Source organism: Streptomyces sp. NPDC001904, assembly GCF_040297005.1.
GTDB lineage: Bacteria > Actinomycetota > Actinomycetes > Streptomycetales > Streptomycetaceae > Streptomyces.
Genome location: NZ_JBEOYI010000001.1, coordinates 567,343 through 580,855 on the forward strand (window position 1 = coordinate 567,343; position 13,513 = coordinate 580,855).

Genomic DNA, 13,513 nt, shown 5'->3' on the forward strand with positions numbered 1-13,513 from the left:
GGCGGGCCGGTCAGTCCTCCTCGTCCCCGTAGCGGGGATCGACGGTCTCCGGGGTGAGCCCCAGGACCTCGGCGACCTGCTCGACGACCACGTCGTGCACCAGGGCCGCGCGCTCGTCGCGGCCCTTGGTGCGGATCTCGATGGGCCGCCGGTAGACCACCACGCGCGCGGGGCTGTCCTCCCGCGCCGGGATCGTGCCGCCCAGCGGCACCGAGTCGCCGCCCCACGCCTCGTCCTCGGCCGTCAGCCGCGGCACCTCCAGGACGAGGAAGTCGACCTCGGCCAGCTGCGGCCAGCGCCGCTCCAGGCGCTCCACGGAGTCCTGCACGAGGTCCGCGAAGGTGTCGGCGCGGCTCGCCGACAGCGGCACCTGCGGGGGCGCCACGGGCCCGCGCATGCCCCGGCCGTGCCGGTCACGGCGGCGCGGTGGACGCGGCTCGCCGGGGGATCGTGGCGCCTGACTCTCTGACCTTTCCATCACCGACGCAGCGTAGTCCGTGGAGACGCCGGAGCGGTGCACGAAGCGGGACAGTCCCGGGCGGGCCGTCGCATGTCGCTTCCCGACCGATCAAGCCATTCTTGGGCCGGATTCCGTATCTCTCCCGGACCGTTGAACTCGTGAAAATCGACGCCATTTGTCCCGAGTGGTGACCGCTTTCAACTGCGCCGCAGGGCGTACGACCCCGGGTCGCCGCAGGTCACGAAGGAGCCCGTGCGAGCCGGTGTGCGCCGTCTCACACCACGACACGGTGGGGTGACCTCGGGGAGAGTCGTCGCGGCCCGCTCAAGAGTGCGGTACCGTCCAACGCTGTGAGCCCTGTACGTCGCTGTTCGCGCACCGCTTGCGGCCGTCCCGCCGTCGCGACGCTGACGTACGTCTACGCCGACTCGACCGCGGTCCTCGGCCCCCTCGCCACCTACGCCGAACCTCACTGCTACGACCTGTGCGCCGAGCACTCCGAGCGCCTCACCGCGCCGCGCGGCTGGGAGGTCGTCCGCCTCACCGACGGCAGCGCTCCCGCCCGCCCCAGCGGCGACGACCTGGAGGCCCTCGCCAACGCCGTGCGCGAGGCGGCCCGCCCCCAGGAGCGCGCCGCCGAGGCCGGTGGCGGCCCGCGCACCGCCGACCCCATGGAGGTCGCCCGCCGCGGCCACCTCAGGGTCCTGCGCTCGCCCGACAACTGACCGCATACGGGGGCACAGCGCGCCCCCGGCAGTCGCCTTCACCGGATCTTCGCCACCATCCGCGTCCCGAGCGTTGACGCGCGTTTGTTGTGGACAGAACATTTTCGCCACCCTGTCCATGGGAATCCGGGATTCCGGGAGGCGCCCGTGTTCGTCCAGCAACTGGAGCCCGTAGGCGGCTCCCTCGGCCTGTCCGCCCTCGTCGCGGCCCTGCCCCTCGTCACCGTCCTCGTCCTGCTCGGCGCCGTGCGCATGAAGGCCCACCGCGCGGGGCTCATCGGCCTGGGCGTCGCCGTCCTGGTCGCCTGGCTCGCGTACGGCATGCCGCTCGGCCAGACCCTCTCCAGCGGCGCGCAGGGCGCGCTCTTCGGGCTCTTCCCCATCCTGTGGATCGTCGTCAACGCCCTGTGGGTGTACCGGATGACGGTCCGCACCCGGCACTTCGACATCCTGCGCCGCTCCTTCGGCCGGCTCTCCGACGACCCGCGCATCCAGGCCCTCGTCATCGCGTTCTGCTTCGGCGCGCTCCTCGAAGCCCTCGCCGGATTCGGCGCGCCCGTCGCGATCTGCTCGGTGATGCTCGTCGCGCTCGGATTCGACCCGGTGAAGGCCGCGGTCGTCTCCCTGGTGGCCAACACCGCGCCGGTCGCCTTCGGCGCCATGGGCACCCCGGTCGTGACGCTCGCCCAGGTCACCGGACTGCCCCTGGACTCCGTCGCCTCCGTGGTGGGCCGGCAGACACCGCTGCTCGCGCTCGTCGTGCCGCTCGTCCTCGTCGGCCTGGTCGACGGGCGGCGCGGGCTGCGCGAGACCTGGGTGCCCGCGCTGGCCTGCGGAGTCGCCTTCGCCGCCGTCCAGTTCGCGGCCTCCAACTACGTCTCCGCGCAACTCGCCGACATCGGAGCCGCGTTGATCGGCGCTGCCGCCCTGGTCGCCGTCCCGCAGGCGCGCAGGCCCGCCGCCGAGCCGGTGCGCGCCGCGGTCCTCACCGGCGTACGCAGCGAAGACCTCGACGAGGAGGACCCGCGACGCGAAGTGCTGCGCGCCTACGCCCCGTACGCGTTCATCGTCGTGATCTTCTCCCTCGCCCAGATCCCGGCCGTCAAGGACCGGCTCGCCGAGGCGAACCGCGTCTTCGACTGGCCCTTCCTGAACGTCGCCGGCCCGGACGGGCACCCGGTGAGCGGCAATGTCTTCACGCTGCCGCTCGTCTCCACCGGAGGCACCCTCGTCCTGATCGCGGGCCTGTGCACGGCGGTGGTGCTCGGCGTGCACGCGCGCGTAGCGGCACGTGAGTGGCTGGCAACCGTGCACGAACTGCGGTTCGCGATCCTCACCGTGACGAGCGTCCTCGCCCTCGCCTACGTCATGAACCTCTCCGGACAGGCCGCCACCATCGGGCACTTCGTGGCCGCGGCGGGCGCGGGCCTCGCCTTCCTGTCGCCCGTCCTCGGCTGGTTCGGCGTCGCGGTCTCCGGCTCCGACACCTCGGCCAACGCCCTCTTCGGCGCCCTTCAGGTGACGGCCGCCCAGCAGTCGGGCCTGTCGCCGGAACTCCTCGCCGCGGCGAACAGCTCGGGCGGTGTCCTCGGCAAGATGATCTCCCCGCAGAACCTCACCATCGCCTGCGCGGCCGTCGGCCTCGCCGGCCGGGAGGGCGATCTGCTGCGCAAGGTGCTGCCGTGGAGCCTGGGACTGCTGCTCGTGATGTGTCTCATCGTGTTCGCGCAGAGCACGGCGGTGCTGTCCTGGATGCTGCCGTGACCCTCGCGTGACCAGCACCGTTGGCGGACGGCGGGTTCTTTGCGAGGAATGAGGGGTTCACGCTCTGTTGTCGGTGCGGACCGGTAGTTTGTGGGGTCCGTGAAGTACTTCAGGAGGGCTGGACCGGGCCATGGCTGCTGATCTGTCGCAGATCGTCAAGGCGTACGACGTGCGCGGGGTGGTCCCGGACCAGTGGGACGAGAAGCTGGCCGAGCTGTTCGGCGCCGCGTTCGTGCGGATCACGGACGCGACGGCGATCGTGGTCGGGCACGACATGCGGCCCTCGTCCCCCGCCCTCTCCCGCGCGTTCGCGCTCGGGGCGACCGCCCAGGGCGCGGACGTCACCGAGATCGGCCTGTGCTCCACCGACCAGCTGTATTACGCGTCGGGCGCGCTGCACCTGCCCGGCGCGATGTTCACGGCGTCGCACAACCCGGCGCAGTACAACGGCATCAAGCTCTGCCGGGCGGGCGCGGCCCCGGTCGGCCGGGACACGGGCCTGACCGAGATCCGCCGGCTCGCCGAGGAGTGGAGCGAGTCGGGCGCCCCCGAGCCGGCCGCGACCACGGGCACCATCACCCAGCGCGACACCCTGGGGGACTACGCGGCGCACCTGCGCGGCCTCGTCGACCTCACCGCCATCCGCCCGCTGAAGGTCGTGGTCGACGCGGGCAACGGGATGGGCGGCCACACCGTCCCCACCGTCCTCGCGGGCCTCCCGCTGGACGTCGTGCCGATGTACTTCGAGCTGGACGGCACGTTCCCGAACCACGAGGCGAACCCGCTGGACCCGGCCAACCTCGTGGACCTCCAGGCCCGCGTGCGGGCCGAGGGCGCCGACCTCGGCCTCGCCTTCGACGGCGACGCCGACCGCTGCTTCGTCGTCGACGAGCACGGCGACCCGGTCTCCCCGTCGGCGATCACGGCCCTGGTGGCCTCCCGCGAGCTCGCGCGCAACGGCGGCTCGGGCACGATCATCCACAACCTGATCACGTCCTGGTCGGTGCCCGAGGTGGTGAAGGAGCACGGCGGCACACCCGTACGCACGCGCGTGGGCCACTCGTTCATCAAGCAGGAGATGGCGACGACCGGCGCGATCTTCGGCGGCGAGCACTCCGCGCACTACTACTTCAAGGACTTCTGGAACGCCGACACGGGCATGCTCGCCGCGCTCCACGTCCTGGCGGCGCTCGGCGGCCAGGACGGCCCCCTCTCCGCCCTCGTCTCGTCCTACGACCGCTACGCCGGCTCCGGCGAGATCAACTCCACGGTCGCCGACCAAGACGACCGCCTGGCCGCGATCAAGGCCGCGTACGGCGACCGGGACGGCATCACCCTGGACGAGCTGGACGGCCTCACCGTCACGGCGACCGACTGGTGGTTCAACGTCCGCCCGTCGAACACGGAGCCGCTGCTCCGCCTGAACGCCGAGGCCCGCGACCGGGCCACCATGGCCCGGGTCCGCGACGAGGTGCTCGGGGTCATCAGGGCCTGACCCCGCCTGCCCGAGGAGGCGGCGCGAAGCGCCTGCCTCAGGGGCGCGGGGAACTGCGCGAGAAGCGGCCACCGGCCGTCAGCTGACGTACGACCCAGGGGCGCGGGGAACTGCGCGAGAAGCGGCCACCGGCCGTCAGCTGACGTACGACCCAGGGGCGCGGGGAACTGCGCGACCAGCCACGACGCAACCCGCAGCCACCCACCATCCCCACCCCGGCGGTACCCTGACCGGGCCGCACCAAAAGCACCGCCCACCCAACACCCCGCACCCCCGAAGGGACCCCTCATGCCGCTCGAAGCCGGCCTCCTGGAGATCCTCGCCTGCCCGGCCTGCCACGCCCCCCTCAAGGAGGCCGAAGCCGAGCTGATCTGCACCTCCAAGGACTGTGGCCTGGCCTACCCGGTCCGCGACGGCATCCCCGTCCTCCTCGTCGACGAGGCCCGCCGCCCCGCGTAACCCGCACGAGACGCCTCCGGAGGCCCGCGCCATGTTCGACGAAACGCTCCTGGACGACCCGGACGCGCTGGCCCGAGCCGACCGCCGCGGCCTGCTGCGCGGCGCCGCCGAGGCAGGCGCCCGCGTGCGCACCGCCGCCCGGTACGCCACCGAGGCCGGCATCGCCGAACTGAAGCCGGACGGCCGCCCGCGCGCCGTCCTGATCGCGGGCCCCGGCACCGCGGCCCTCGGCGTCGCCGAGTTCATCGGCCGCCTGGCGGGCTCCGCCTGCCCCGTCGTACGGCTGCGCTCCACCGGCGTCGCCCCCGCCTCCGGCGCCCTGCGCTGGGAACTGCCCGGCTGGGCAGGCTCCGTCGACCTGCTGCTGATCGCCACCCCGGACGGCGGCGAGCCCAGCCTCTCGCTCCTGGTCGAACAGGCGTACCGCCGAGGCGTCACCGTCGTCGCGGTCGCCCCCTCCGGCTCCCCGCTGACCGAGAGCGTGGCCGGCGCCCACGGCCTGTTCGTGCCGATGGCCACCGCCCCGTACGACGAGCAGGAGACCCCGGTCGCGGCCTCCGCCCCCGGCTCCCTGTGGGCCCTGCTCACCCCGCTGCTGGCCCTGCTCGACCGCACCGGCCTGCTCAGCGCGCCCCCGGAGGACCTGGAGAAGGTCGCCGACCGCCTCGACCGCACCGCCGAACGCTGCGGACCGGCGATCGCCACCTACGGCAACCCCGCCAAGACCCTCGCCTCCGAGCTGGCCGACGCGCTGCCGCTGATCTGGACGGAGGGCGCGGCCGCGGGCCCGGCCGGACGCCGGTTCGCCGCCGCGCTCGCCGAGTTGGCCGGCCGCCCGGCGCTCGCCGCCGACCTGCCCGAGGCGCTGCCCGCCCACGGCGCGCTCCTCGCGAGCGACCTCGCCGCGGGCGCCGACCCCGACGACTTCTTCCGCGACCGCGTCGATGAGGCCCAGGCCCTGCGCGCCCGCGTCGTCCTGCTCCGCGACCGCCCCACCGGCGGCCTCAGCGCCGCCCCGGCCGCCCGCGAACTCGCGCTCTCGCACGGCACCGCCATCAGCGAGCTGGAGCCGGAGGAGGGCAGCGACCTGGAGACCCTCGCGGAGCTGATCGCCGTCACGGATTTCGCCGCCGTTTACCTGGGCCTCGCCTCCGGTACGTGACCCGGAGCCGACCCTGTCCCCGGCCCGGCCGCACGCGCCGGCCCATCCGACCAGGACCGCGTACGGAGAACACACACGTCATGGACCGCCTCACCAACACCGTCCGCCCCTACGCCTGGGGCTCCACCACCGCCATCCCGCGGCTCATCGGCGCCGAACCGACCGGCGAACCCCAGGCCGAGATGTGGATGGGCGCCCACCCCGGCGCCCCCTCCGGCACCGGGCGCGGCCCGCTGAACGAGGTCATCGACGCACACCCCGAGCAGGAACTCGGCGCCCGCGCGACCGCCAAGTTCGGCCCCCGCCTCCCCTTCCTCCTCAAGCTGCTCGCGGCGGGCGCCCCCCTCTCGCTCCAGGTCCACCCCGACCTCGCCCAGGCGAAGGAGGGGTACGAGGACGAGGAGCGCCGGGGCGTCCCGATCGACGCCCCCCACCGCAACTACAAGGACGCCAACCACAAGCCCGAGCTCATCTGCGCGCTCACCGAGTTCGACGGCCTGTGCGGCTTCCGCGCCCCCGAGGAGGCGGCCCGGCTCCTCGAAGGCCTCGGCGTCGACAGCCTCAAGCCGTACGTGGACCTGCTGCGCGCCCAGCCCGAAGAGGCCGCGCTGCGCGAGGTCCTCACCGCCGTGCTCTCCGCGGACCGCGCCGAGATGACGGCGACCGTCACCGAGGCGAGCGCCGCCGCCCAGCGCATCGGCGGCGCCTACGAGCCGTACGCGGGCATCGCCCACCACTACCCCGGCGACCCGGGCGTGATCGCCGCGATGCTCCTCAACCACGTACGACTGCAGCCGGGGGAGGCCCTGTTCCTCGGCGCCGGCGTCCCGCACGCGTACCTGGACGGCCTCGGCGTCGAGATCATGGCCAACTCCGACAACGTCCTGCGCTGCGGCCTCACCCCCAAGCACGTCGACGTCCCCGAGCTGCTGCGCATCGTCCGCTTCGAGGCGAGCGACCCGGGTGTCCTGCGCCCCGAGGCCTCGCCCGACGGCGAGGAGCTGTACGACACCCCCATCGACGAGTTCCGCCTCTCCCGCTTCGTGCTGCCCGAGGGCGGCGCGGCCCACGACCTGACCGCTTCGACCCCGCAGATCCTGCTCTGCACCGCGGGCACGGTCCGGGCGGGCGACCTCGACCTCACCGCCGGCCGATCCGTCTTCGTCCCCGCCGACGAAAAGACCGAAGTGTCCGGAGTGGGAACGGTTTTCCGCGCAACCGTCGTGGCCTGAGAGACCCCTGTGCGGTCCCGTGCTGCAACAATGACCCACCGCTGCACGGGACACACGCATAGGCAGAACCTCGAAGGGACACCAGGAACGACATGAGTGCTTCAGGCGGAGCAAAGGCGATCGTGGCGGCACTGGCCGCCAACCTCGCGATCGCGGCATCGAAGTTCGTGGCGTTCCTCTTCAGCGGCTCCTCGTCGATGCTCGCCGAGGCGGTCCACTCGCTGGCCGACTCCGGGAACCAGGCCCTGCTGCTGATCGGCGGCAAGAAGGCCCAGCGCGAGGCGACCCCGCAACACCCCTTCGGCTACGGCCGCGAGCGCTACATCTACGCCTTCCTGGTGTCGATCGTGCTCTTCTCGGTCGGCGGCATGTTCGCCGTCTACGAGGGCTACGAGAAGATCAAGCACCCGCACGAGCTGGAGCACTGGTACTGGCCGGTCGGCGTGCTCGTCTTCGCGATCCTCGCCGAGGGCTTCTCCTTCCGGACGGCCATCAAGGAGTCCAACCAACTGCGCGGCAAGCTGACCTGGAGCCAGTTCATCAGGCGGGCCAAGGCCCCCGAGCTGCCCGTCGTCCTCCTGGAGGACTTCGGCGCCCTGATCGGTCTCGTACTCGCCCTGCTCGGCGTCGGCATCACCCTCGCCACCGGCGACGGCGTCTGGGACGGCATCGGCACGCTCTGCATCGGTCTGCTCCTGATCGCCATCGCCATCGTGCTCGCCCTTGAGACCAAGTCCCTGCTCCTCGGCGAGGCCGCGGGCACCGACGAGGTCACCAAGATCGAGCAGGCCGTCGTCGACGGCGACACCGTCACCGGCCTGATCCACATGCGCACGCTCCACCTCGGCCCCGAGGAACTGCTCGTCGCCGCCAAGATCGCCGTCCAGCACGACGACACGGCGGCCGAGGTGGCCCGCGCCATCAACGAGGCCGAGGCCCGCATCCGCGCCGCCGTGCCGATCGCCCGGGTCATCTACCTGGAGCCCGACATCTACAGCGAGTCCGAGGCCGCCAAGGGCGCGGACCCGGAGGCCGCTCCCGGCGGCCCGACGCCGAACCCGACGCCGGGGCACTGACCGCCCCCGTACGCGTCCGGCCCGGCCCCGATACCGAGACGGGGTAGGGCCGACTGGGCCGATCGGTGTAGCTTTGTCACGAGCCAGACGTCGCTGCTGATGGCGGTCGGGCGGCCCGCCGTGCGGGCCGGCCGAGGGAGAGAGGGCCTCCGACGGACTGCGCTGCGAGTATCGACGGGACACCTGTGCCCGGCGACGCCCGCAGACCAGCCACGCATGCCTCCACCCGGTCGGCATGCGGAGGAAGCCCACCTCGACCACCTGCAACTGCACCGAGGAGCAGCTCACTTATGACTTCTGTCGCCAACCGACAGGACCAGGACTTCAAGGTCGCCGATCTCTCCCTCGCGGAGTTCGGCCGCAAGGAGATCACCCTCGCCGAGCACGAGATGCCCGGCCTGATGGCGATCCGCAAGGAGTACGCCGACGCGCAGCCCCTGGCGGGCGCCCGCGTCACCGGCTCGCTCCACATGACGGTCCAGACGGCCGTCCTCATCGAGACCCTCGTCGCGCTCGGCGCCGAGGTCCGCTGGGCGTCCTGCAACATCTTCTCCACGCAGGACCACGCCGCCGCGGCCATCGCGGTGGGCCCGAACGGCACGCCGGACAGCCCGCAGGGCGTCCCGGTCTTCGCCTGGAAGGGCGAGACGCTCGAGGAGTACTGGTGGTGCACGGAGCAGGCGCTGACCTGGCCGAACACGCCCACCGGCGGCCCGAACATGATCCTCGACGACGGTGGTGACGCCACCCTCCTCGTCCACAAGGGCGTCGAGTACGAGAAGGACGGCAAGGTTCCCTCGGTCGACACCGCCGAGTCCGACGAGCACCGCGTCATCCTCCAGCTCCTGAACGACACGATCTCCAACGGTTCGCAGAAGTGGACCCAGCTCGCCTCGGAGATCCGCGGCGTGACCGAGGAGACCACGACCGGTGTCCACCGCCTGTACGAGATGCAGCGCGAGGGCTCCCTCCTCTTCCCCGCGATCAACGTGAACGACGCGGTGACGAAGTCGAAGTTCGACAACAAGTACGGCTGCCGCCACTCGCTCATCGACGGCATCAACCGCGCCACGGACGTCCTCATCGGCGGCAAGACCGCTCTCGTCTGCGGCTACGGCGACGTCGGCAAGGGCTGCGCGGAGTCGCTGCGCGGTCAGGGCGCCCGCGTGATCATCACCGAGATCGACCCGATCTGCGCGCTGCAGGCCGCGATGGACGGTTTCCAGGTCGCGACGCTGGACGACGTCGTCGACCAGGTCGACATCTTCGTCACGACGACCGGCAACAAGGACATCATCATGGCGAGCGACATGGCCAAGATGAAGCACCAGGCCATCGTCGGGAACATCGGCCACTTCGACAACGAGATCGACATGGCCGGCCTGGCGAAGATCGACGGCATCGTCAAGGACGAGGTCAAGCCGCAGGTCCACACCTGGACGTTCCCCGACGGCAAGGTCATCATCGTGCTGTCCGAGGGCCGCCTGCTGAACCTGGGCAACGCCACCGGCCACCCGTCGTTCGTGATGTCCAACTCGTTCGCGGACCAGACGCTGGCCCAGATCGAGCTGTTCACCAAGCAGTCGGAGTACCCGACCGACGTGTACGTGCTGCCCAAGCACCTCGACGAGAAGGTCGCACGCCTCCACCTGGACTCGCTCGGCGTCAAGCTGACGACGCTCCGCCCGGAGCAGGCCTCGTACATCGGTGTCGAGGTCGAGGGCCCGTACAAGCCGGACCACTACCGCTACTGAGCACCCCGGCGACGCACCACCGGCGGCAGTAAAGCGCCGGAGGCCGGAGTCGACCAGCCAGGACAGGCCCCCGCACCCCCGTGCCGGGGGCCTGTCCCGTAGCTGCCGCACCGCTGGCTACGGTGGACACGTCCCTCGACGCCGGCCAGAACCGTCCGACCCGCACCCGGACCGGTGGCGGCGGCCGTCACCAGGCCAGACAGAGGACCCCACGAAGCCCATGCCCCGCGGCCGCTATTCGCTCCACGATCCGCACGATCACACCCCCCTCGGCGAAGAACACTTCCACTGCGCGCCCGGCCCGTCCGGCTGGCGCTACGTCGCGCAACGCACCACCCCCTCCGGCGACCACGCCGGCTCGATCGACCTCGCCCTGGACGAACTCGGCCGCCCCATCCGCCTCGAAGTCACCGCGGCGAGCTGGCAGGTCCGCGGCGCCGCTCTCGACGGCGTCACCTGGGTGCGCACCGACCCCACCGGCACGCACGCCACCGAGGGAAACGCTCCCGCGCACGCGTTCACGGGCACGTCCCCCGCGTTCCTCATCGCCACGACGCGTCTGCTGAACCTCACCCCCGCTTCCCCCGTGACCCGTGTCCGCCTTGTCGCCCTGACCGATCCGGTCCTGGCCCCGCGCACCGTGGACCAGTCCTGGACCTTGCTGAACAGCGAAGCACACGCCACTGACAACGGACCCCTGACCGTGGACGCGTACCAGGTCACAGCCCTGGACACCGGCGAGCAGGCCACCGTTCACGTCAGCGGCGACGTGGTCCTGTCGGCCCCCGGCATCGAGCTGGAGCACCTCGAGACACCGCCCTCGGTGTTCTCCTGAGGCCCGACGCGGGACGCCTCAGGCCGGGGGAGCGAACCCGGTGGCCGGCGGCTCGGCCCCACCGTCCCGGTCACCGGGAACGGAAGAGGGAGCGGCCGGCTTGCTGAACGCGTCCTGCGCGGGGGCGACGGGCGCCGCGGGCTGGGCGTGGGGCGCGGGATAGGACGGAGCGGGATACGACGGGGCGCCCGTGGGTGCGTAGCCCGCCGGGGCTCCAGGCCGTCCACTGTGCGGCCCTCCACCGTGCGGCGCCGCGCCGAAGGCCCGCTGGGCCTCCCGCGACTGCCGCTCGTGCACCACGGCGGCCAGGAACGCGGCGGGCGGCACGTCCGTCGGCACCGGAGTGCCGGTGTGCGCGGCGACATCGGCCGCGAGCCGCCCGGCCATACCGTGCCCCACCTGCGGATCCAGTTGCCCCATCCGCGTCAGGTACTGCCGCACGGCGAGCCACAGCCCTTCGGGCACGGCGGACAGGTCGAGCTGCGCGAACCGCCCCACCAGCCACGGTGGCGGCGCCGGTACGAATGCGGCCTGCCCGGTGGGCACCCGCTCCCGCACGACGAGCGTGCCCGCGACGACATCGCCGATCCGGCGCCCCCGCGCGGACACGAGGGAGGCGATGCAGGCCACGACCCCGAAGGTCATCAGGATCTCCACGACGCCGACGGCCCCCCGCACCAGCGCGTGCCGGAATCGGATCGGGCCTCCGTCGTCGCGGACGACCCGCAACCCGCACGCGAGCTTCCCGAGGGACTTTCCCCTGCTCAGCGTCTCCACCGCGATCGGCACCCCGACCAGCACCAGCAGGAACGTGGCCACGGCCACCGCGGCCGAAGCGGCGTCGTCCAGCGAGGCCGTGGCCGCCACGATCGTCATCGTCACGGCGATGTAGACCGCGAAGGCCACCGCGAGATCGATGAGCACGGCGAGTGCCCGGCTCGGCAGTTTCGCAGGCCGCAGCTCCAGAGCCACTGCCTCGCCCGTCACCAGCTCACTCACGCCGGCCACCCACCCTTCCCTGACCTGCCCTAGGAACCGCCAGTCTGCCAAGCTGAGGGCACATCGCGCCGCACAGGTGCCGGAAAGCGAGGAGCAGCAGACCGGATGGACCTCGACGTCTTTGTGTCCGCCCACCGGGCAGAGTGGGACCGACTGGACGCCCTGCTGCACCGACGCGGCCGCCTGACCGGCACAGAGGCGGACGAACTGGTCACGCTGTACCAGCGCACGGCCACCCATCTCTCCCTCATCCAGTCCAGCGCACCGGACCCCCGGATCATCGGACGCCTGACCCAACTCGTCGCACGCGCGCGGAGCGCCGTCACAGGAACCCGCCGGGCTTCGTGGCGCGACGTGACCGACTTCCTGACGCGCGGTTTCCCGGCCGCTGTCTACCGGGCCCGTCACTGGTGGGTGCCCACAGCGCTCATCTCCACGGCGATAGCCGCCCTGATCGGCTGGTGGATCGGCACCCACCCCGGCGTCCAGGCCTCCATAGCCGCCCCCGCGGAACTCCGCGAGATGACCCGCCCCGGCGGCCAGTACGAGACGTACTACTCGAGCCACCCGGCGGCCTCCTTCGCCGCCCAGGTCTGGACGAACAATGCTCAGGCGGCGGCGATGTGCCTGGTCCTGGGCGTCTTCCTGGGCCTGCCGGTCCTCTGGATCCTCTTCCAGAACATGGTCAACGTCGGTGTGGGCATCGGCCTCATGACCTCGGCCGGGCGCCTCGACACCTTCCTCGGCCTGATCCTCCCGCATGGCCTCCTCGAACTGACCGCGGTCTTCGTCGCCGCCGGCACGGGCCTCCGTCTCGGCTGGACGGTCATCGACCCGGGCCCGCGCACGCGCCGCACCGCCCTCGCGGAAGAGGGCCGCGCAGCCCTGGGCATGGCCATCGGCCTGGCTCTGGTCCTCTTCATCTCGGGCGCGATCGAAGGCTTCGTCACCCCTTCGGGCCTCCCGACCTGGGCCCGCATCGGCATCGGCATCGCCGCCGAACTCGCCTTCCTCACCTATGTCTACGTCCTCGGTGGCCGCGCCACCCGAGAGGGCGAGACCGGCGACGTACCCGAGTCCGAACGCAGTGCGCTGCTGCCGACAGCGGCTTGATGTGCATCCGGCGTCTCTGACCTGCTAGTCTCCTCTTCGCCCCGGAAAGACCGTTGACACGGACTGGACGGGGAGGTAGATTCGAACAGTTGCCCCGAACTCGACAGGTTCACTTGCAACGGTTAGTATCTAGCGCGCTTCACGAAATACTTTCTTTCGAGAAGCCTCCCGATTAATTCAGAAACGAACAGCCGGTCAGACCGGCCCAAAACTTCTGATAAAGTCGGATCAGCCGAAAGGCAAAGGCCCTCCAACGGCCACCGGAAACAAAATTCGGACCGGAAACGGAACGGAAAAAGGATCTGGTAAGGTTGGAAACACGAAATACCGAAGGGAAGCGCCCGGAGGAAAGCCCGAGAGGGTGAGTACAAAGGAAGCGTCCGTTCCTTGAGAACTCAACAGCGTGCCAAAAATCAACGCCAGATATGTTGATACCCCG

Annotated in this window: 13 protein-coding genes; 10 read left to right on the forward strand and 3 right to left on the reverse strand. The window is 71.5% G+C overall.

Going from position 1 to position 13,513, the window contains the following annotated elements:
* Nucleotides 1-10: 10 nt before the first annotated feature.
* Nucleotides 11-478, reverse strand: coding sequence for a metallopeptidase family protein (locus tag ABT127_RS02505; RefSeq protein ID WP_351444063.1), 468 nt, complete (start codon nucleotides 476-478; stop codon nucleotides 11-13).
* A gap of 332 nt (nucleotides 479-810) precedes the next feature.
* Between ABT127_RS02505 and ABT127_RS02510 the strand changes: the two genes are divergently transcribed.
* From ABT127_RS02510 to ABT127_RS02550, 9 genes are all read left to right on the forward strand, one after another.
* Nucleotides 811-1,185: a DUF3499 domain-containing protein gene (locus ABT127_RS02510; protein ID WP_351444016.1), complete on the forward strand. Its 375-nt coding sequence runs from the start codon at nucleotides 811-813 to the stop codon at nucleotides 1,183-1,185.
* A 147-nt stretch (nucleotides 1,186-1,332) separates the two neighbouring features.
* Nucleotides 1,333-2,949, forward strand: a complete 1,617-nt coding sequence (locus ABT127_RS02515; RefSeq protein WP_351444017.1) for an L-lactate permease — start codon at nucleotides 1,333-1,335, stop codon at nucleotides 2,947-2,949.
* Nucleotides 2,950-3,079: 130 nt separating this feature from the next.
* Nucleotides 3,080-4,444, forward strand: coding sequence for a phosphomannomutase/phosphoglucomutase (locus tag ABT127_RS02520; protein ID WP_351444018.1), 1,365 nt, complete (start codon nucleotides 3,080-3,082; stop codon nucleotides 4,442-4,444).
* Between the two features lie 288 nt (nucleotides 4,445-4,732).
* A complete protein-coding gene (locus ABT127_RS02525; RefSeq protein ID WP_111665844.1) occupies nucleotides 4,733-4,903 on the forward strand; it encodes a Trm112 family protein in 171 nt (56 codons plus the stop codon).
* 31 nt (nucleotides 4,904-4,934) lie between these two features.
* Nucleotides 4,935-6,065: an SIS domain-containing protein gene (locus tag ABT127_RS02530; RefSeq protein ID WP_351444019.1), complete on the forward strand. Its 1,131-nt coding sequence runs from the start codon at nucleotides 4,935-4,937 to the stop codon at nucleotides 6,063-6,065.
* Between the two features lie 80 nt (nucleotides 6,066-6,145).
* Nucleotides 6,146-7,297, forward strand: coding sequence for a mannose-6-phosphate isomerase, class I (gene manA / locus ABT127_RS02535; RefSeq protein ID WP_351444020.1), 1,152 nt, complete (start codon nucleotides 6,146-6,148; stop codon nucleotides 7,295-7,297).
* Nucleotides 7,298-7,389: 92 nt separating this feature from the next.
* A complete protein-coding gene (locus ABT127_RS02540; RefSeq protein ID WP_351444021.1) occupies nucleotides 7,390-8,373 on the forward strand; it encodes a cation diffusion facilitator family transporter in 984 nt (327 codons plus the stop codon).
* A 290-nt stretch (nucleotides 8,374-8,663) separates the two neighbouring features.
* Nucleotides 8,664-10,127: an adenosylhomocysteinase gene (gene ahcY / locus ABT127_RS02545; RefSeq protein ID WP_351444022.1), complete on the forward strand. Its 1,464-nt coding sequence runs from the start codon at nucleotides 8,664-8,666 to the stop codon at nucleotides 10,125-10,127.
* A 220-nt stretch (nucleotides 10,128-10,347) separates the two neighbouring features.
* A complete protein-coding gene (locus tag ABT127_RS02550) occupies nucleotides 10,348-10,962 on the forward strand; it encodes a hypothetical protein (protein ID WP_351444023.1) in 615 nt (204 codons plus the stop codon).
* An 18-nt stretch (nucleotides 10,963-10,980) separates the two neighbouring features.
* Here the strand turns inward: ABT127_RS02550 and ABT127_RS02555 are convergent, their stop codons facing one another.
* Complete coding sequence (locus tag ABT127_RS02555) at nucleotides 10,981-11,961, reverse strand: RDD family protein (RefSeq protein ID WP_351444024.1); 981 nt, start codon at nucleotides 11,959-11,961, stop codon at nucleotides 10,981-10,983.
* Nucleotides 11,962-12,066: 105 nt separating this feature from the next.
* Here ABT127_RS02555 and ABT127_RS02560 point away from each other — a divergent pair, with 105 nt between their 5' ends.
* Entirely contained in the window at nucleotides 12,067-13,074 is a 1,008-nt protein-coding gene (locus ABT127_RS02560; RefSeq protein ID WP_351444025.1) for a stage II sporulation protein M, read from the forward strand.
* A gap of 228 nt (nucleotides 13,075-13,302) precedes the next feature.
* On the opposite strand, the gene ABT127_RS02565 is transcribed toward ABT127_RS02560, so the two are convergent.
* On the reverse strand, nucleotides 13,303-13,513 hold a 211-nt coding region (locus tag ABT127_RS02565), incomplete at its 5' end, for a hypothetical protein (protein WP_351444026.1).

What these genes read in the sequence shown, in the direction of transcription:
- ABT127_RS02540 (WP_351444021.1), top strand. Translation starts at nt 7,390, where the DNA reads ATGAGTGCTTCAGGCGGAGCAAAGGCGATCGTGGCGGCACTGGCCGCC.
- ABT127_RS02530 (WP_351444019.1), top strand. Translation starts at nt 4,935, where the DNA reads ATGTTCGACGAAACGCTCCTGGACGACCCGGACGCGCTGGCCCGAGCC.
- ABT127_RS02525 (WP_111665844.1), top strand. Translation starts at nt 4,733, where the DNA reads ATGCCGCTCGAAGCCGGCCTCCTGGAGATCCTCGCCTGCCCGGCCTGC.
- manA (WP_351444020.1), top strand. Translation starts at nt 6,146, where the DNA reads ATGGACCGCCTCACCAACACCGTCCGCCCCTACGCCTGGGGCTCCACC.
- ABT127_RS02550 (WP_351444023.1), top strand. Translation starts at nt 10,348, where the DNA reads ATGCCCCGCGGCCGCTATTCGCTCCACGATCCGCACGATCACACCCCC.
- ABT127_RS02560 (WP_351444025.1), top strand. Translation starts at nt 12,067, where the DNA reads ATGGACCTCGACGTCTTTGTGTCCGCCCACCGGGCAGAGTGGGACCGA.
- ABT127_RS02520 (WP_351444018.1), top strand. Translation starts at nt 3,080, where the DNA reads ATGGCTGCTGATCTGTCGCAGATCGTCAAGGCGTACGACGTGCGCGGG.
- ABT127_RS02505 (WP_351444063.1), bottom strand. Translation starts at nt 478, where the DNA reads ATGGAAAGGTCAGAGAGTCAGGCGCCACGATCCCCCGGCGAGCCGCGT.
- ahcY (WP_351444022.1), top strand. Translation starts at nt 8,664, where the DNA reads ATGACTTCTGTCGCCAACCGACAGGACCAGGACTTCAAGGTCGCCGAT.